The sequence below is a fragment of the Sphingomonas sp. GCM10030256 genome (assembly GCF_042666415.1).
GTDB lineage: Bacteria > Pseudomonadota > Alphaproteobacteria > Sphingomonadales > Sphingomonadaceae > Sphingomicrobium.
The window spans coordinates 440,104-456,646 of the sequence record NZ_JBHTDI010000002.1; the positions used below are offsets into that span (position 1 = coordinate 440,104).

Sequence of the window (16,543 nt, forward strand, 5' to 3'; positions counted from 1 at the left end):
GGTGGAAGCGACCTCGCCTCACTTATCAACAGTTTCGGATCGTCTCGTAATCGGCTTGTAGGTGAAGTCGAACGAGGGTGCCCAGCTCAGGCCGTGGTCGAGCGACTGTTCGCCCAGTTGTCGGACCGACCCGTCCGCATTGCGGGTGTAGCTCATTCGGACAAGCGCGTCCTGGCCAGGACCGTTGAGGCCGCGCCAGTAGCCCAGCAGGACCATCTTGCCGCCGGTCAGCCCTCCGTCGAACTCCACCCGCGATCCGTTCGAATCGACCCAAGTCTGGTGCCAGCGGGCGTCGTGCTCGTCGAAGTTGCTCAGGCTCCCACCCGCGCTCCCCTTCAGCGGGATCCAATTCTCGCCGATCGCGCAGCCGCCATAGAGCTTCTCGATGAGGCTGTGGGCGACGAGCGTAGTCTTGCCCGTCGGGAACACGTCCCACCGCCCCACCGAGAAGTCGAACTGTCGCGCCTGCGGAGCAGTGCAGCCCTGCTGCGCTGCCGGCGGGGCAGCCGCCTGCAGGGCCAGCGCAACGATTGCCATAAGCATGGTCCTCTCCTCCCGCGAGGAGTGAACCGCGTCTCGGCTTTTGGCGGAAGATCAGCGTGGAGCGACCCAGCGGTCGGCCATGATGTCGTCGATCTCCCGCATGCGGCCGCGGTAAGCGGCGGCGATGCAGGAGTCCGAACTGCAGCTGTCGCGATAGCGCAGGAAGCGGGTGCGAGTCTGCTGGAGGAGGCTGCGCTGGCCGGAATCGGCGCTGCCGATCGCCCGGACGAATTGCGACGCCATCTGGCGATCGAGCGAGGCAAGACCCACATCGTTGCATACGGCCACTTCGCCGCGCGTGCGGGCCGACCGGCAGTTGAAGCTCGGGCGAGCGGCGGCTTGCGGCTCCGAATCGGCCTGCCGCCGGACTGCCGGAGCTGGTGAAGGCGGAGGCAACGGGGCGGGCGCGGGAACTGGACCCGGAGCGCTGGGCGTCAGGGTGCCCGGATTACTGGAGCTCGGCGGAACTGGCGCGGGACCGCTGGCTGGCGGCGCGCTGCGTGGGCTGCCGGTGCGCGCAAGGGTGGCAAGCGGCACGACGATGCTGTCGGCACCGCTCAGCGTCATGACGTCGCCGCTTCCATCCGCGGCCGGCTGAAGCGAATAATCGAGACTGGCCTGCAGCGTGCGGCGTCCGCCGACCACGCCGACGCCGGGTGGCAGATCGAGAGCGACATCGCCCGAGCACACCAGCGTGCCAAGCTCCTCGTCCTGCCGCTTCAGCACGGGCGAGGTGACCCGCACCGTGGCGTAGGAGGACAACCGGTCGAACGCGCTCTGGTCGCTGCCGCGAAGCTGCGCCGCTTGGCGGAACAGAGCCTGCTTGACGAGATCGTAGCTGCGCTGGCTGCCGCAGCGTTCCTCGGCGGTCTTGGCGGGAGTGCCGGCGCTCGCTGCCGCGTTGCCGTCCAGCCGGTCCTCCCCAGGTCCGCTCCGGGTCATTCGAAAGGCGAACAGGGCGACCAGCAGCAAGCCGAGCAAGCCCGCTGCCAGAGCCAGCGTGCGGGTCCGCGACCGGCGCGGTGCGGTCGCCGCTGTTCCCGAAGGCGGCGGCGGCGGCGGAGCCGCACCTCGCTGGGAGCTCTGATCATGCGGGTCGAACCGTGGGTCGTAAGTGCGGTCCCCACCCCCGTACCGCGGATCATGCTGGTCGCGCGGATCCGGATAGCGCCCCGCCGCCGCATTTTCCCGCGGGTCGAGCCGTGGATCATAGGCCCTCTCCCGCGGATCTTGCTCGTGAGGCTGGTCGTAGCGGGGGTCGAAACGTGGATCGCGCGGCTCGAACCGCGAGTGGCGTTGCTCAAACCGGGGATCATAGTCTGGGTGCCGCGGATCAAGGCGGGGGTCGTACGGCGGCTCGTTCGAACGGTCAGGCATGCGCAGAGTAACGCGTTACCGGCAAAATGGTCCCACTTACTCGAGCCGCCCGTCATGAAGCCGCAGCACGCGGTCCATCTTCTGCGCTAGTCGCTCGTTGTGCGTGGCGACCAAGGCCGCACTCCCCTCTCCGCGTACGAGGCCGAGGAATTCCGCGAGCACGACATCGGCCGTGGCTTCGTCGAGGTTGCCCGTCGGCTCGTCGGCGAGGACCAGCGGGGGACGGTTCGCCAGAGCGCGCGCCACCGCAACCCGCTGCTGCTCGCCGCCGGACAGTTTCGCCGGGCGATGATCCAGCCGGGCGCCGAGACCGAGCGCGGTCAGCAGCCGCTCCGAGCGGCTTCGCGCCTCGTCCGTCTCCGTGCCGCGGATCAGCTGCGGCAGCATCACGTTCTCGGCCGCGTTGAAATCCTGCAGCAGGTGGTGAAACTGGTAGACGAAGCCCAGCGCGTCGCGGCGCAGCACCGTGCGCTCGTCATTGTCGAGGCTGGCTGCCTCCTGCCCAGCGATTCGGATGGAACCGGAAAATCCGCCCTCCAGCAGCCCGACCGCCTGCAGCAGGGTCGACTTGCCCGAGCCGGACGGACCGAGCAGCGCGACAATCTCGCCGGGCTGCACGACCAGATCCACTCCGCGCAGGACGTGGATCGTGACGTCTCCCTGCGTAAAGCTGCGGCACAGGTCCGTGGTCTGGAGGACGGGCTCACTCATAACGCAGCACCTGGACGGGATCGGTGCTTGCCGCCTTCCACGCCGGATAGAGGGTGGAAAGGAAGGACAGGACCAGCGCGGTCACGACGATGGCGGTGACCTCGACCGGATCGGTCTTGCTCGGCAGCTCCGACAGGAACCGGACCGACGGGTCCCACAGGTTCTGGCCGGTGACCAGCTGGATGAAGTTCACCACGCTTTGGCGGAAGAACAGGAAGATGGCGCCGAGCACGACCCCGAGGACGATCCCGAGCGAGCCGATGATGACACCAACCGTGACAAAGATCTTCATCATCCCCGACCGGCTCGCGCCCATGGTGCGCAGGATGGCAATGTCGCGCGTCTTGGCACGCACCAGCATGATCAGCGACGACAGGATGTTGAACACCGCGACCAGAATGATCAGCGAGAGCACGACGAACATCGCGATCCGCTCGACTTCGAGTGCCTCGAACAGCGCCGAGTTCATCGATCGCCAGTCCACGACCACGCCCTTGCCCTGCACGATCGGCTGAAGCGCCGCCATCTGCTCCCCGACCTTGTCAGGATCAGCGACCTCGACCTCTATCATGCCGACGTCATTGCCCAGCATCAGCAGGTTCTGCGCGTCCTCGGTGGGCATGACGACGAACGCATTGTCATAGTCGAACACGCCCACTTCGAAGGTGGCGGCAACCGTGTAGCTGACGATCCGCGGAACCGTGCCGATCGGCGTCGAGCGTCCTTCAGGGCTGATCAGGCTGATCTCGCCGCCGGGATAGGTGCCGAGCGCTTCCGCCAGGCGGGAGCCGATCGCCACCCGATTGCTGCCGGGAGTCAGGGTGCGGATATCGCCAGACTTGACGTTGCTGGCGATAGTCGGGTTGCTGCGGATGTCCTGCACTCGCATGCCGCGGACCAGAACGCCTTCGACGCGGCCGTTGGCGCTGGCCATGAGCGGCTGTTCGATCAGAGGGGTCGCGGAGGTTACGCCGGGAGTCCGCTTTGCCTGCTCGGCAACGCGCTGCCAGTCCGGCAAGCGGCCGTCATAGCCCTGGATCACCGCGTGACCGTTCAACCCGACGATCTTGTCGAACAGCTCGGCGCGGAAGCCGTTCATGACGCTCATCACAATGATCAGCGCCGCCACCCCGAGCGCCACCGCACCGAGGCTGATCGCCGCGACGAGGAAGATGAACCCCTCGCCCTTGCCGGGCAGCAGGTAGCGCTTGGCAATCGTGCGTTCGTAGCGGTTGAGGATCACGCGGTCAGCCTCGCCAGCGCGCTCTCGATGCTCAGCTCCTGCTTCTCGCCGGTGCGGCGGTCCTTCAGCTCGACCAGGCCCTGCGCCAGTCCGCGCGGGCCGATGATGATCTGCTTTGGCAGGCCCATGACGTCCATGCCGGCCAGCTTGGCCCCGCCCCGCTCGTCGCGGTCGTCGTAGAGCGCCTCCACGCCCAGGCTGGTCAGCTTGTCGTAGAAATCGCCCGCCGCCTGCCGAGACGCCGCATCGTCGCCGCGCATGGTGACAATACCGACGGACCATGGGGCGACTGCTTCCGGCCAGATAATGCCGGAATCGTCATGGCTGGCCTCGATGATGGCACCGACCAGCCGCGACACGCCGACGCCGTAGCTGCCCATGTGCGGGGTCACCATTGTGCCATCCGGCCCGGACACGCGCAGGCCCATCGCGTCGCTATATTTGGTGCCAAAGTAGAAGATGTGCCCGACCTCGATGCCTCGCCCCTGACGCTGGCGCTCGCCGGGCACTTGCGACCAGCGCGCCTCGTCGTGAGTTTCGTCCGTCGCGGCGTAGGTCTGGCCGATGCGCTCGAACATGGCGTGGAGGCCGGCGGCATCGCCATAGCGAAGCTCGGTCTGGCTCCAATCCATGGCGTCATAATCCGCATCGTAGAACACTTCGCTCTCGCCGGTCGGCGCAAGAACGATGAACTCGTGGCTGAGGTCGCCGCCGATCGGCCCGGACGCCGCCTTCATCGGTACCGCGCGAATGCCCATGCGCTGAAAGGTGCGCAGGTAGGCCAGCAGCTGCGTGTAGTAGCTCTGCCGCGCGCCCGCCTCGTCGAGGTCGAAGCTGTAGGCATCCTTCATCAGGAACTCGCGGCCGCGCATCACGCCGAAGCGCGGGCGGACCTCGTCCCGGAATTTCCACTGGATGTGGTAGAGCGTTCGCGGCAGGTCACGATACGACCGCACATCGTCGCGGAAGATGGCGGTGATCATCTCCTCGTTGGTCGGCCCGAACAGCATCTCGCGGTCGTGCCGGTCGCGGATCCGCAGCATCTCCGGCCCATAAGCGTCATAGCGGCCGCTTTCCCGCCACAGGTCGGCCGACTGGATGGTCGGCATCAGCATCTCGATCGCACCCGCGCGGTCCTGCTCCTCACGAACGATCTGCTCGATCTTTCGCAGCACCTTCAGGCCGAGTGGCAGCCAGGCGTAGATCCCGGCGGCGGTCTGGCGGACCAGCCCGGCGCGCAGCATCAGCTTGTGGCTTACGATCTGGGCGTCGGAGGGGCTTTCCTTGAGGACGGGAAGAAAGGCTTGGGACAGGCGCATGGCGGGTGGCTCTAGGGCGGAGGCGGCGCGGTGGCAATGCGACGAAGCTGTTGCGCGGCAGGCACAGGCAGTGCGCAAAAGCTGCTGGCGCTGCTTTGCTGCGTGACAAGGGGCGTTTCTCCCCCCTAGCCTTCCCACTCCAAGCGGGCTTCGGATCAAGGGGTCGAAGTTCGGGAGGCTGCTGACGCCGGACCTGTTCCGCGCGAGGCAGGCTCCAAAGGGGGCTGACGAGCAGTCGTCACGCGGACGCCCGGATCGGAAACGGTCCGGGCGTTTGTCTTATGCGCGGCCTTGCGGCAACGCCTGCGAATGAGCCGCCATTCCGTCACCACCATCACCTGCAATCCGACCATCGACCTGTCGAGCGAGGCGGATGAGGTCTGCCCGACCCACAAGATCCGAACGTACGGCGAGCGGATGGACCCGGGCGGCGGTGGCATCAACGTCGCGCGGGTGCTGAAGCGGTTCGGGGTGGCTGTTCAGGCCACCTTCCTCGCCGGCGGCGTCACCGGCCGGGTCCTCGACGATCTGCTCGCACGGGCAGATATTGCGCGCCATTGGCTGCGCATCGCCGGTGACACCCGCCTCAGCATGACCGTACATGAGCGGTCCACGGGCAAGGAATTTCGCTTCGTGCCCGAGGGACCCTGTGTCGATGAGGCGGAATGGAGCTCCGCGGTAAGGGCCGCCGCAAGTAGCGAGGCGGATTGGCTGGTTCTGAGTGGCTCCCTGCCACGCTGCGCTCCCGACGATCTTTATGCGCGCATGACCGATCGCAAGGACAAGTCTGTACGCGTCCTCCTCGACACGTCGGGAGAAGCGTTGCGTGCGGCGGTGCAAGCCGGCGGGCTGTTCCTGATCAAGCCGAGTCGTTCGGAACTGGAGGAGCTCGCCGGCTGCCCCCTGCCCTCCCCTGAAGATCTTGGCCGGGCAGCCATGGAAATCGCCCGAACCGGGCAGGTGCAGCAAGTGGTCGTGACGCTCGGACGTGACGGCGCGATACTTGCCGACCGAAACGGCGCGCATCTGCTGCCTGCCGTTCCGGTCGAGACCAGGAGCGCCGTCGGCGCTGGCGACTCATTCCTCGCCGCCATGACCGCGGCTCTGGTCGGCGGCAAGGACATGCTCGAGGCCTTTCGCTGGGGCGTGGCCGCGGGCGCCGCAACGGCCATGACCCCCGGAACGGACCTATGCCATTGGAAGCAGGTCGAAGAGCTTCTGCAGCGCGTAGACGATCCCCGGCCGGTCTGCTGAGCCTGTGGAGAATGGTAGCGGAGGAGGGACTTGAACCCCCGACACGCGGATTATGATTCCGCTGCTCTAACCAGCTGAGCTACTCCGCCCCGTCAGGCCGGCGGCCACGTTGGCCGTCGGCGCAGAAGATGGCGACCGCATGGGCGGTGCGGGCGGGCATATAGGCAGCGCTTTGCGCCCGGTCAACGCGCGGAACCTCGCGACCTTCCTCTGTGTTCAACGAATGAACAGGAGAGGAATGAATGGACCCGCTAACCCCGCTCGACACGCTTTGCCGCATCATCCTGCGGGCCCGCGAATATGAAGCGCAGACCCCAAGCGACTATGACGCCGGCGAAGCCGCGGACAACGTTGACGATGAGGAGGAAGGCGCGCTGTCGGTCCTCGACGACGAGATCAACACCGGGGTGGAGGAAGAGCTTCGCGCCTCGTTCGACGACCTCGGCGAGGACCAGTTGGCCGAGGTCATGGCCTTTTGCTGGGTTGGCCAGGGCACTTACGACGCGTCCGACTGGGACGAGGCGATGGACGAGGCCAATTCCGAAGTGGCAGCGGGCGGGGCGATCGACACTCTGCTCGACATGCCGATGCTGGCGTCGGTGATGGAAGCCGGGCTGGCTGCCTTTGAGCTCAGCTGCGACGGGATCGGCGACGTCAGCTGACGCCGCGAAAGGACCAGTTTCCAAGCCTCTCCCACGGACCGCCAAGGTAGCGGTGGAGGCCAAGGCCGGCGATTGCCAGCGGCCTTGGTCGGAAGCCGGGTTGCAGCGCGTGCAACAGGGCACGGGCGACCTTGGGCTCGACCTTGTTCTGGACCGTTACGTGCGGTCGCCACCCTTGAGCATCCTGTGATGTCATGGAGCCATGGAAATGGTCGGCGATCTCGCCCCGAATCTGCTCGAGGTCGACGCTGACGACCCGGAAGGCGACGCCGCGGCCCAGGTTTATCAGTCCGGCGACCTCCGCTGCTGGTCGTGGCCGAGCGGCCAGCGTGGCCAGCAAGTGCCGGATTTCGGTATCCGCCGAGGGCGGCAGGGCATGAAATAGCGTGAGGTGCGCCGGCAATTGGTTGCGTTCGGGCGGGAAATGCTCTCGCCGCAGCCGGTCCAGCCAGGCGAAGTCCTGGACGCCCAACTCCGCGGTGACGATCAGCGCGCTCATCTGCCGGGCCAATTATCCCGATCGAGCTTCGGCAGGGCCGCGAACGCCCGCTGGTCAAGATGCAAGTGCACCGCGCCATCGGCAATTCTCACCTCTCCCCAGTCGACCCGACGGAAACTTTCGCCCACTCCGGCCAGCCCGCCTTGCGCAACCACCAGGTAGCGCAACCGCCCGCTCCCGCAGCCGAGCATGGCATCGACGCAGGTCCCGAGTTCTTCTTTGCTCCGCCCGAGCAGCTTGGCGCTGGCCAGGTTGGACGCCGCGATCAACGCTTCGCCCGGAGTATCGGCGCTCTTCGCCGACGCACGGTCGGCGCCGTCCTCAAGCTTCGCCTGCCGGCCCAGCCAGCGCCATATGCCGAACAGGTTCAACACTGTCAGGATCACGTTCTGCCAAAGCAGGTTCGGTTGGTTGGTGACGACTCCAAGCGTTAGCCAGGCGATCGACCCCACGGTGAACACGATGAAGCCGTAGCCGGTGATCCTGCTGCCGAGGTTGGAAGCGGTCATCAGTGCGGCGACGGTCGTCGCAATCGGGGCGACCCATGAGGCAAGTTGTTCCATGGAAGTGCAATTCCCGGCAGACACGCCGGTTGCACTCACCGGTCAGATTTCGACCTGGCTCCCGAGCTCGACCACGCGGTTGGTCGGCAACTTGAAGAACTCCATGGCGCTTTCCGCGTTGCGCAGCATCCAGCTGAACAGCCGTTCGCGCCAGATCGCCATTCCGGGGCGAGAGCTCGCCAGCAGCGTCTGCCGGGCGAGGAAGAAGCTCGTGTCCATCATCTTGCAGCCCGGTCCGCACCCTTGAAGCCGCTGAAGCTCGCCCGGCACGTCAATCTCTTCCATGAAGCCGTAGCGCAGCACCACCCTGAAGAAGCCGGAGCCATAGTCTTCCGTCATGGCACGATTTTCCGCAGCGACATACGGCACATCCTCGATCCGAACGGTCAGCAGCATGACCCGCTCGTGAAGCACCTTGTTGTGCTTGAGATTGTGCAGCAGCGCATGGGGAACGCCCTTGGCGGAGCTGGTCATGAAGACGGCGGTTCCCGGAACCCGAGTAGCGCTGGAGGCGGCCGACTTGATGAACACCTCCATCGGCAGGCTCGCCTCCGCCATCCGGTCGAGCATCAGCTTGCGCCCCCTCGCCCAGGTGGTCAGCAAGGTGAAAGCGATTGCCCCGATCAGCAGCGGAAACCAGCCGCCATCCGGAACCTTGAGGAGGTTAGCGGAGAAATAAGCTACGTCGACGAGAAGGAAGAGCGCAAGCAGCGGGATAGCCTTCCACGGACTCCACTTCCACAGCGAGAAGAAGACGACGGCCAGCAGCAAGGTGTCGATGAACATCGCACCGGTGACCGCGATACCGTAAGCCGCCGCAAGGTTGGAGGAGCTCTGGAAGGTGACGACCAGCAGCACCACCATCACCAGCAGCGCCCAATTGATCACCGGAATGTAGATCTGGCCGGCCGCCGTCTCGCTGGTGTGGGTGATGCGCAAGCGTGGGATGAAGCCCAGCTGGATCGCCTGCTGGGTCACTGAGAAAGCGCCGGAGATCACGGCCTGGCTGGCGATGATCGTGGCGCAGGTCGCCAGCAGGACCAGCGGCAGGCGGAAGCTTTCGGAAGCAAGATAGAAGAACGGGTTCTTCACCAGCTCTACCGCCTCGGCGGGGGTGTGGCTGAGCAGCATGGCGCCTTGGCCAAGATAGTTGAGCAGGAGCGCCGGAAGAACGAAATAGACCCAGGAAACCCGGATCGGATTGCGGCCAAAATGGCCCATGTCCGCGTAGAGCGCCTCAGCGCCGGTGACTGCAAGGACGACCGAGCCCATGGCGATAAAGGCCGGCAAGGGTTCCGCCGCGTAGAAGGCGGCCGCATTGAGCGGATTGAGCATCTGCAGCAGCAGTGTCGGGTAGCTCGTAAGGTGATAGACGCCGAGTGCTGCAATAGTCAGGAAATAGGCCAGCATTACCGGGCCGAAGAACCGCCCAACAGCGGCTGTTCCGCGGGACTGGATGAAGAACAGGGCGACAAGGATGCCGATGGCCAGCGGCAGGACGAAACTCTCGAACGCTGGGTTGACGGTGGTTAGACCCTCCACCGCTGACAAGACTGACACGGCGGGCGTGATCATGCTGTCCCCGTAGAACAGGGCGGTAGCGAACACGCCGAGCATCACGATCCCTGCGCTCCAGCGGCGTTTCTCACTGGTGGAGCGGTTGATCAAGGCGAGAAGGGCAAGGCTGCCGCCCTCCCCCTTATTGTCGGCGCGCATGATGATGGTGACATATTTTAACGTCACGATGATCATCATCGACCAGAAGATCAAGCTCAGCACACCGTAGATATGGAGCTGATCCGGAGCCAGCTGGTGGTGGCCCGCAAAGGTTTCCCGGAACGCGTAAATCGGCGAGGTGCCGATATCGCCAAACACGATGCCGATAGCCCCCACGGCCAGTTTGGCCAGCGAGCCTTGCGGTGCGTGTCCGCCGGCGTGATGTGGCGCGGCTTCAGCGGCGGTTGCGGTTGCGTTCATGACTGGCGGCGCGCCCTAGCAGCAGCCTCGAACCCCCGCAATCGGCTGGCACTGAAGCGCAAAGGCGGTCTATAGGCGCGCCGAACGTCAATTCCACTCATCACGGAAAGCGAACGAACAATGCGCGTCGGTGTGCCAAAGGAGATCAAGAATCACGAGTATCGCGTCGGAATGACGCCCGCCTCCGTCAAGGAGCTGGTTGCCGCCGGACACGAAGTCGTGGTCGAGACCAACGCCGGCAGCGGGATCGATTGTCCGGACACCGCCTTCCAGAAGGCGGGCGCGACCATCCTCCCCGACGCCGAATCCGTGTTCAAGGCCGCGGACATGATCGTCAAGGTCAAGGAGCCCCAGCCGCAGGAGATTGCCCTGCTGGAGCCGCGGCACCTGCTGTTCACCTATCTCCACCTCGCCGCGGACAAGCCGCAGGCCGAGGGGCTGATGAAGTCGGGCGCGACCTGCATCGCCTACGAAACGGTGACCAGCCGGACCGGCGCCCTCCCCCTGCTGAAGCCGATGAGCGAAGTCGCCGGCCGCATGTCGGTGCAGGTGGGTGCGCACTACCTCGAAAAGGAGCAGGGCGGCCGTGGCGTGCTGCTCGGCGGCGTCCCCGGAGTGGCTCCGGCAAAGGTCGCAATTCTTGGTGGCGGAGTCAGCGGCGTCAACGCAGCGCAGATGGCGGTGGGCATGCGCGCGGACGTCACCATCTATGACATCAGCAACGAGCGGCTGGCAGAACTCGACATGTTCTTCTCCAGCCAGATCAAGACGGCCTACGCATCGCGCGCCGCGATCGCCAACGCCGTCGCCGAGGCGGAGTTGGTGATCGGCGCGGTGCTGGTGCCCGGCGCCGCAGCGCCGAAGCTCGTCACCCGCGACATGCTCAAGACGATGAAGCGCGGGTCGGTGCTGGTCGACATCGCGATCGATCAGGGTGGCTGCTTCGAGACGAGCCATGCAACAACACACGCCAATCCGGTGTTCGAAGTCGACGGCATCATCCATTACTGCGTGGCCAACATGCCCGGCGCGGTGGCGCGGACCAGCGCCTTTGCGCTCAACAACGCGACCCTGCCGTTTGCCATTAAGCTGGCGAACCTTGGAGCTGAGGAAGCCATGCGGCAGGACCCGCACCTGGCGAACGGCCTCAACGTCTCGGGTGGCAAGATCCGGCACGAAGCCGTCGCGGAAGCGCTGGACCTGCCGTTCGAAGCAGCCGCCTAGCCCCGGGAACACAACGGGAACATTGGCGTTGGTGCATCTGATCAACTTATTGAAAAGGTGCCCAATGTCCGATCGACTCAACTCCGATCCCAAGGCTCATCCGACCGGCAATGCCGTGAAGGATCCGGACCATTGGGTGACCGGCGACGAGCCAATGACCGGGGCGCAAGCGTCCTATCTCCAGACGCTCAGCGAAGAAGCCGGTGAGCAGTTCGATCCCGAGCTGACCAAGGCGGACGCGTCGAAGAAGATCGACAAGTTGCAAGAGCAGACCGGCCGCGGCGAATAGCGGCGTTGGCTGCCTTCCACCTACGTTAGCGCCTTGCCTGAGCTGCCTTGCCGCCACTCAGTGAGACCAGGCCGCCTTCGATGATTGGCCGGTAACTCGCCCCTTCCGGGGTGAGCGCCAGCGCCTGACGCCACAACGCCAGGGCTTCCTCGCGCTTGCCGGAGCGAGCAAGGGCCAGGCCTTCGAAGAACAGGGGAGCCGGGTGCTTCGGGGCCAGCTGCCGTGCCCGTGCATAGGCAAAGTTCGCAGCGGGGGTCATCATCCCCGCATGGTCGACCAGGGCATTGCCGTAGCCGACCCACAAGCCGGCATCGCGCGGATGGGCGCGGATCGCTGACCGGATCACGCCGGCAGCATCCTCCGTCTGCCCGCGGCTGGCATAGCCATCCGCGATCGTCAGCCATCGGTCCGACTGGTTGAAGCGGCCGAGCATCGCCCGCCGTGGCACACCCAGTGGAAGCGGCGCCGCTCTGGCCTGCCCCTCTCTAGGCGAACCTGCGAGGCCGGGACGCCCCTGGACGGCATAGCCTGCCGCCCCGATCATCAACGCAGCGAGCGCCAGTTGGAGCGCGGCGCCACGCAGGTGGCCGAGCCGCCACATCGCTGCTCCAGTCACGGCAACCAGAGCGAGCAGAATGAGCAATCCCGTCACCGCCGCCGTCTCCGCCGAAGCCGCTGTGACGCCAGCCATCCACCGACCAGAAGAAGCACTGCCGGCGCGATCCACAGCAGCGCCGTGTCCGCTCCGAACGGCGGCGCATAGCTTACCCAGCTTCCGTACCGCTCGATCAGCCAGGCGCGCACGTCCGCCGGGCTCTCCCCCGCCTTGATGCGCTCCCGCACCAGGCCCCGCATGTCGCCGGCAAGTTCAGCGTCACTGTCCGCGATCGACTGCCCCTGGCACACCAGGCAGCGCAGTTCTTCCATCAGCGCCTTGGCCCGCGCTTCCTGCCGCGGATCCTCAAGCTGGCGATTGGCGTATGGCGCGGCCGGTTGGGTGCTGTCGGCCCCTGCCGTGCCCGCCGCAAGGAGTGCCACCACACCGAATGCTATCCGTCTCGAGCGCAGCCACGCCCCCCGACGTGGCTCGGGTTGCCGGGCGGGAAAGCGGTCCGTCACCGTGCCTTCTCCAGTTCGGCAAGGATGACCGGCACGTCCTGCGGCATGATCGGGCCGATGTGCTGGTAGGTGATGATACCGTTTGCGTTGACCACGAAGCTTTCCGGTACTCCGGCCGATCCGAGCGACATCTGCACCCGGCTGCGCAAGTCGCTGCCGATATGTTCGAACGGATTACCATGATCCGACAGGAACCGGGCGACATCCTCCGGGGCGTCGCGAATTGCGATCCCGTCGATCCTGACGCCGCGCCTCTTCAGGTCCAGCAGAACCGGAGCCTCCGCAATGCACGGAACGCACCAGCTGGCGAACAGATTGAGCAGACGCGGCCCGTCTCCTTGCTTGAAGTCGGCGGAGCTCAACGCCGCTTGGCCTGGCACTGCAGCAGGGAGCGCAAAGGCGGGCACCGGCTGGCCGATAAGCCGCGACTTGATCGTGGTCTGCGGCGGATCGCTGAGCCGCCAGCCGACAACCAGCAGGAAGATCGCAAAGACGACCAGCGGGAGGGCAAGCCAGGCACGCCGGGTCATGCCGCTACCTCGTGGGAATGCCGCCGCCGCTCACGCGACATCCGGCCGATCAGGGCCATCAGCCCGCCGAGCGCGATCAGGGCGCCTCCAAGCCAGATCAATGTGACCAATGGCTTCCACCACAGCCTCAGCTGCCAGCGGCCCTGCTCATCGGGTTGGCTGATCACCGTATACAGCTGACCATCCCACACGGTGCGAATGGCGGCTTCATTGGTTGTGGTAGGCGGATCGGAGAAATAACGGCTTTGCGGCTTCAGCAGCATCGGCCTTCCCCCGCGCGAGGCGGCGAGCTGTCCCTTCACCGCGGTCCAATTCGGCCCAGCGAGCGGCTCGACCGAACGAAACCTGATCTGCCATGGGCCGACAGTCAGGACATCACCAGGACGGGCCGCGGCAAGCTTCTCCTGTGTGAACGCGGTGTCCGCCGCCGCGCCACCGATCGCAAGCGCCACGCCAAGATGGCTGACCACCATCCCCCAGGTCGCCAGGGGCGTCCGCCGCAGGTTGCGCCCGGCAAGCGGAAGGAGACTGGCGACCGCCAGGCCGGCTGCAACCGCGAGGCCGAGCCGGGCGAGCGCACTCATGGCTGGCACTGCCGCAAAGAAGCCCGCGAACACCAGCAGCGTCACGGTGACAGGAGCGGCGATTCGCCGGAAGTTCGGCTCCCTGTCGCGCCGCCAGCGCAGCAGGGGGCCGATGAACAGCAGCACCGCCAGCAGCAAGGTGATCGGCCCGGTGACCGCGTTGAAGTAGGGCGGTCCGACGCTGATCTTTTCACCGGAGACTGCTTCGACGAACAGGGGGTAAAGCGTCCCGACGAACACCGTGCCCAGGATGACGGTGAGCAGCAGGTTGTTGGCGACCAACGCGCCCTCGCGACTGACGGGATCGAATTGCGTCCCCTCGCGGACGGTCGCGATCCGGGTCGCGAACAGGAATAGGGCGCCGCCGACATACAGCAGCAGCAGCGCCAGGATGAAGGTGCCGCGCTCCGGGTCGACGGCGAAGCTGTGGACCGAGGTGAGGATGCCGGACCGGACCAGGAAGGTACCGACCATCGACATGGAAAAGGCGACCACCGCGAGCATGACCGTCCATGCGCGAAGCCCTCCGCGCGCGGCGAGCACGTTGACGGAATGCAGCAGCGCGGTGGCCGCGAGCCAGGGCATCAGGGAGGCATTTTCGACCGGGTCCCAGAACCACCAGCCGCCCCAGCCGAGCTCGTAATAGGCCCAGTAGCTGCCAGCGGTGATGCCGAGCGTGAGCAGCACCCAGGCGGCGAGCACCCACGGCCGCATCGCCCTGGCCAAGGCCGGCCCCACATCGCGGCTGATCAGCGCGCCGACGGCAAGGCTGAAGGCGACCGACAGGCCGACATAGCCGAGGTAGAGCGTGGGCGGATGGAAGGCGAGACCAGGGTCCTGCAGCAGCGGGTTCAGCCCCTGCCCTTCCCGCGGCGCCGGGGCCAGCCTCGCGAACGGATTGGACGCGAACAATAGAAAGGCGAAGAAGCCAAGCGCCAGCGCCGCCTGTGCGCCGAGCGCCGCATGGCGGGCACGTTCCGGTAGCCGTCGCTCCAACAGCGCCACCGCCCCTCCGGCGATTGCAAGCACGGTGACCCACAGCAGCATGGAGCCTTCGTGATTGCCCCAGGTTCCGGCGAACTTGTAGATCCACGGCTTGGCCGAATGGCTGTTCGCCGCGACGAGCGCGACTGACAGGTCGGTGCGCAGGAACAGCCACACCAGCATGACAAAGGCGAAGAAGGTCAGCCCCCCCTGCGCCACCGCCACCGGCGCGACGATCCGCCCCTGCTCGCCCAAGCGATCTCCGGCCAGAGCAACGCCAAGCTGCAGGAGGCTGAGCGCCGCTGCGAGCCACAGGGCGGCAAGGCCGGCTTCGGCGATCACCTGGACGGTGCCGCCACCGTTTCGCGGGTCTTCAGCTCGGCCGCCTGATTGCCCATCTGCGGCGGCATGTAGCGCTCGTCATGCTTCGCCAGGATGGTGTCGGCGACGAACAGCCCGTCGGGCCGAAGTTGCCCTTCCGCGACCACTCCGCTGTTTTCCTTGAACAGGTCCGGAGTGATTCCCCGATAGCTCACCGGCACCGCGGCGGGACCGTCGGTCACGACGAAGCGAATGCTCAGCCTGTCCGGCTGGCGGACGATCGAGCGCTCCCGCACCATTCCGCCTAGCCGCATCGCCCGGCCGGGCTCGGCCTTCCCCGCGGCGACATCCTGCGGAGTGTAGAAATAGGCGGCACGGTCGGACAGGCCCCACATCGCCAGCAAGGCAGCGCCGACCAGCGAGGCAAGCGCAAGCAGGACGAGTACCAGCCTTTGGTGCTTGGAACGAGCTCTCATTACGGCTCGCGCAGCCTTTCCGCCTTGGCTTCGGCGCGCTGCATCGAGGCATGTGCCCAGCCCAGCAGGCCGCCGCTTGCCGTCAGCGTCAAGAGGTAGGCCGCAATCACAAAGCTCCACTGGTTCATTCGGTCGCTGCCCTCCGCAGCCGGGCTTCGACCTTGGCCTCCGCCAGCTCCGCCCGCATCCGCATCAGGACGGCCGCCCCGAACAGTGCCGAGAAGCCAACCAGCGTCAGTGGCAGCGGCCACAGCAGCGATGGCGCGACGGACGAGCCGGTCAGTTCAATGCTCTCGCCCTGGTGCAGGGTGCGCCACCATTGCACGCTGAAATGGATGATCGGCAGGTTGACCGCGCCGACCAGGCCGAAGATGGCGGCAAGGCGTCCGCCCGGTCCGCGCTCCTTCTCGGCCGAAGCCAGCGCGATATAGCCGAAGTACAGGAACAGCAGCACCAGCATGGAGGTCAGTCGCCCGTCCCACTCCCACCAGGTGCCCCATGTCGGACGTCCCCAGATTGATCCCGTTGCAAGGCAAACGGCCGCAAACACCGCCCCGGCCGGAGCGATCGCCCGGCCGGCAATGGCGGCGAGCGGATGGCGCCAGACGATCTGGCTAATGCTGGCGACGGCAATTCCCGTCCACCCGCCCATGCCCAGCCAGGCGGAGGGAACGTGGATGTAGAGAATCCGGACCGTTTCGCCCTGCAGGTAATCGGGAGGCGTGACGAACAGGCCCCCAAGCACCCCGGCGCCGGTCAGCGCGACGCCAAGCCACAGCAGCCAGGTCGTGGCCGGCCGGGCGATGCGCAAGAAGCGCGCGGGATTGGCGAAGCGGTGCATCGACGGGCGGCTATCTAGCGTTTCTCG

Annotated in this window: 19 protein-coding genes and 1 tRNA gene; 4 read left to right on the forward strand and 16 right to left on the reverse strand. The window is 66.1% G+C overall.

The genetic code is table 11. From position 1 onward, the window contains the following. Positions 1–18 precede the first annotated feature (18 nt). Genes ACFQPG_RS09895 through proS form a run of 5 tightly spaced genes read right to left on the reverse strand, consistent with a single transcriptional unit; the run spans position 19 to position 5,193 of the window. Positions 19–543, reverse strand: a complete 525-nt coding sequence (locus ACFQPG_RS09895; RefSeq protein ID WP_380812532.1) for a hypothetical protein — start codon at positions 541–543, stop codon at positions 19–21. Between the two features lie 51 nt (positions 544–594). Next, entirely contained in the window at positions 595–1,920 is a 1,326-nt protein-coding gene (locus ACFQPG_RS09900; RefSeq protein WP_380812534.1) for a lysozyme inhibitor LprI family protein, read from the reverse strand. Between the two features lie 36 nt (positions 1,921–1,956). Then, positions 1,957–2,631: an ABC transporter ATP-binding protein gene (locus tag ACFQPG_RS09905; protein WP_380812536.1), complete on the reverse strand. Its 675-nt coding sequence runs from the start codon at positions 2,629–2,631 to the stop codon at positions 1,957–1,959. Next, a complete protein-coding gene (locus ACFQPG_RS09910; RefSeq protein WP_380812538.1) occupies positions 2,624–3,874 on the reverse strand; it encodes a lipoprotein-releasing ABC transporter permease subunit in 1,251 nt (416 codons plus the stop codon). Before ACFQPG_RS09910 ends, ACFQPG_RS09905 begins: the two co-directional genes overlap by 8 nt. Next, positions 3,871–5,193: a proline--tRNA ligase gene (proS, locus tag ACFQPG_RS09915; protein ID WP_380812540.1), complete on the reverse strand. Its 1,323-nt coding sequence runs from the start codon at positions 5,191–5,193 to the stop codon at positions 3,871–3,873. Before proS ends, ACFQPG_RS09910 begins: the two co-directional genes overlap by 4 nt. Positions 5,194–5,502: 309 nt before the next feature. On the opposite strand from proS, the gene ACFQPG_RS09920 reads away from it, so the two are divergent. Then, on the forward strand, positions 5,503–6,447 hold the full coding sequence (locus tag ACFQPG_RS09920) for a 1-phosphofructokinase family hexose kinase (protein WP_380812542.1): 945 nt from the start codon (positions 5,503–5,505) through the stop codon (positions 6,445–6,447). Positions 6,448–6,459: 12 nt separating this feature from the next. Here ACFQPG_RS09920 and ACFQPG_RS09925 read toward each other — a convergent pair. Then, a tRNA-Met gene (locus tag ACFQPG_RS09925) sits at positions 6,460–6,536 on the reverse strand. A 153-nt stretch (positions 6,537–6,689) separates the two neighbouring features. Between ACFQPG_RS09925 and ACFQPG_RS09930 the strand changes: the two genes are divergently transcribed. After that, entirely contained in the window at positions 6,690–7,109 is a 420-nt protein-coding gene (locus tag ACFQPG_RS09930; RefSeq protein WP_380812544.1) for a DUF3775 domain-containing protein, read from the forward strand. Here ACFQPG_RS09930 and ACFQPG_RS09935 read toward each other — a convergent pair. From ACFQPG_RS09935 to ACFQPG_RS09945, 3 genes are read right to left on the reverse strand one after another with little or no spacing between them, the layout of a single operon-like run. Then, entirely contained in the window at positions 7,102–7,608 is a 507-nt protein-coding gene (locus tag ACFQPG_RS09935; protein ID WP_380812546.1) for a 2'-5' RNA ligase family protein, read from the reverse strand. The genes ACFQPG_RS09930 and ACFQPG_RS09935 overlap by 8 nt on opposite strands. Continuing rightward, positions 7,605–8,171 carry a PRC-barrel domain-containing protein gene (locus ACFQPG_RS09940; RefSeq protein ID WP_380812548.1) on the reverse strand — a complete coding sequence of 189 codons (567 nt, stop codon included), beginning with the start codon at positions 8,169–8,171 and terminating at the stop codon, positions 7,605–7,607. Before ACFQPG_RS09940 ends, ACFQPG_RS09935 begins: the two co-directional genes overlap by 4 nt. Positions 8,172–8,213: 42 nt before the next feature. Beyond that, positions 8,214–10,148: a potassium transporter Kup gene (locus tag ACFQPG_RS09945; protein WP_380812550.1), complete on the reverse strand. Its 1,935-nt coding sequence runs from the start codon at positions 10,146–10,148 to the stop codon at positions 8,214–8,216. A 120-nt stretch (positions 10,149–10,268) separates the two neighbouring features. Between ACFQPG_RS09945 and ald the strand changes: the two genes are divergently transcribed. Beyond that, on the forward strand, positions 10,269–11,372 hold the full coding sequence (gene ald, locus ACFQPG_RS09950) for an alanine dehydrogenase (protein WP_380812552.1): 1,104 nt from the start codon (positions 10,269–10,271) through the stop codon (positions 11,370–11,372). 64 nt (positions 11,373–11,436) lie between these two features. Then, positions 11,437–11,661, forward strand: coding sequence for a DUF3072 domain-containing protein (locus ACFQPG_RS09955; RefSeq protein WP_380812554.1), 225 nt, complete (start codon positions 11,437–11,439; stop codon positions 11,659–11,661). 25 nt (positions 11,662–11,686) lie between these two features. On the opposite strand, the gene ACFQPG_RS09960 is transcribed toward ACFQPG_RS09955, so the two are convergent. The 7 genes from ACFQPG_RS09960 to ccmC all read right to left on the reverse strand — a co-directional run bounded on the left by ACFQPG_RS09960 (position 11,687) and on the right by ccmC (position 16,516). Continuing rightward, positions 11,687–12,352 carry a tetratricopeptide repeat protein gene (locus ACFQPG_RS09960; RefSeq protein WP_380812556.1) on the reverse strand — a complete coding sequence of 222 codons (666 nt, stop codon included), beginning with the start codon at positions 12,350–12,352 and terminating at the stop codon, positions 11,687–11,689. Then, a complete protein-coding gene (locus ACFQPG_RS09965; protein WP_380812558.1) occupies positions 12,310–12,699 on the reverse strand; it encodes a cytochrome c-type biogenesis protein in 390 nt (129 codons plus the stop codon). The genes ACFQPG_RS09960 and ACFQPG_RS09965 overlap by 43 nt, the downstream gene beginning before the upstream one ends. A gap of 77 nt (positions 12,700–12,776) precedes the next feature. Next, on the reverse strand, positions 12,777–13,310 hold the full coding sequence (locus ACFQPG_RS09970) for a DsbE family thiol:disulfide interchange protein (protein WP_380812560.1): 534 nt from the start codon (positions 13,308–13,310) through the stop codon (positions 12,777–12,779). Beyond that, complete coding sequence (locus ACFQPG_RS09975; RefSeq protein ID WP_380812562.1) at positions 13,307–15,220, reverse strand: heme lyase CcmF/NrfE family subunit; 1,914 nt, start codon at positions 15,218–15,220, stop codon at positions 13,307–13,309. The genes ACFQPG_RS09970 and ACFQPG_RS09975 overlap by 4 nt, the downstream gene beginning before the upstream one ends. Further along, a complete protein-coding gene (gene ccmE / locus ACFQPG_RS09980; protein ID WP_380812563.1) occupies positions 15,217–15,675 on the reverse strand; it encodes a cytochrome c maturation protein CcmE in 459 nt (152 codons plus the stop codon). The genes ACFQPG_RS09975 and ccmE overlap by 4 nt, the downstream gene beginning before the upstream one ends. Then, complete coding sequence (locus ACFQPG_RS09985) at positions 15,675–15,803, reverse strand: hypothetical protein (protein WP_380812565.1); 129 nt, start codon at positions 15,801–15,803, stop codon at positions 15,675–15,677. The genes ccmE and ACFQPG_RS09985 overlap by 1 nt, the downstream gene beginning before the upstream one ends. Beyond that, positions 15,800–16,516 (reverse strand): heme ABC transporter permease CcmC, encoded by a 717-nt coding sequence (ccmC, locus tag ACFQPG_RS09990; RefSeq protein WP_380812567.1) that lies wholly within the window; start codon positions 16,514–16,516, stop codon positions 15,800–15,802. Before ccmC ends, ACFQPG_RS09985 begins: the two co-directional genes overlap by 4 nt. Positions 16,517–16,543: the final 27 nt, after the last annotated feature.

Bases quoted from the DNA above. Each gene is read 5' to 3' on its own strand.
- ACFQPG_RS09895 (WP_380812532.1), bottom strand. From the start codon at position 543: ATGCTTATGGCAATCGTTGCGCTGGCCCTGCAGGCGGCTGCCCCGCCG.
- ACFQPG_RS09900 (WP_380812534.1), bottom strand. From the start codon at position 1,920: ATGCCTGACCGTTCGAACGAGCCGCCGTACGACCCCCGCCTTGATCCG.
- ACFQPG_RS09905 (WP_380812536.1), bottom strand. From the start codon at position 2,631: ATGAGTGAGCCCGTCCTCCAGACCACGGACCTGTGCCGCAGCTTTACG.
- proS (WP_380812540.1), bottom strand. From the start codon at position 5,193: ATGCGCCTGTCCCAAGCCTTTCTTCCCGTCCTCAAGGAAAGCCCCTCC.
- ACFQPG_RS09920 (WP_380812542.1), top strand. From the start codon at position 5,503: ATGAGCCGCCATTCCGTCACCACCATCACCTGCAATCCGACCATCGAC.
- ACFQPG_RS09930 (WP_380812544.1), top strand. From the start codon at position 6,690: ATGGACCCGCTAACCCCGCTCGACACGCTTTGCCGCATCATCCTGCGG.
- ACFQPG_RS09935 (WP_380812546.1), bottom strand. From the start codon at position 7,608: ATGAGCGCGCTGATCGTCACCGCGGAGTTGGGCGTCCAGGACTTCGCC.
- ACFQPG_RS09940 (WP_380812548.1), bottom strand. From the start codon at position 8,171: ATGGAACAACTTGCCTCATGGGTCGCCCCGATTGCGACGACCGTCGCC.
- ACFQPG_RS09945 (WP_380812550.1), bottom strand. From the start codon at position 10,148: ATGAACGCAACCGCAACCGCCGCTGAAGCCGCGCCACATCACGCCGGC.
- ald (WP_380812552.1), top strand. From the start codon at position 10,269: ATGCGCGTCGGTGTGCCAAAGGAGATCAAGAATCACGAGTATCGCGTC.
- ACFQPG_RS09955 (WP_380812554.1), top strand. From the start codon at position 11,437: ATGTCCGATCGACTCAACTCCGATCCCAAGGCTCATCCGACCGGCAAT.
- ACFQPG_RS09960 (WP_380812556.1), bottom strand. From the start codon at position 12,352: ATGGCTGGCGTCACAGCGGCTTCGGCGGAGACGGCGGCGGTGACGGGA.
- ACFQPG_RS09970 (WP_380812560.1), bottom strand. From the start codon at position 13,310: ATGACCCGGCGTGCCTGGCTTGCCCTCCCGCTGGTCGTCTTTGCGATC.
- ccmE (WP_380812563.1), bottom strand. From the start codon at position 15,675: ATGAGAGCTCGTTCCAAGCACCAAAGGCTGGTACTCGTCCTGCTTGCG.
- ACFQPG_RS09985 (WP_380812565.1), bottom strand. From the start codon at position 15,803: ATGAACCAGTGGAGCTTTGTGATTGCGGCCTACCTCTTGACGCTGACG.
- ccmC (WP_380812567.1), bottom strand. From the start codon at position 16,516: ATGCACCGCTTCGCCAATCCCGCGCGCTTCTTGCGCATCGCCCGGCCG.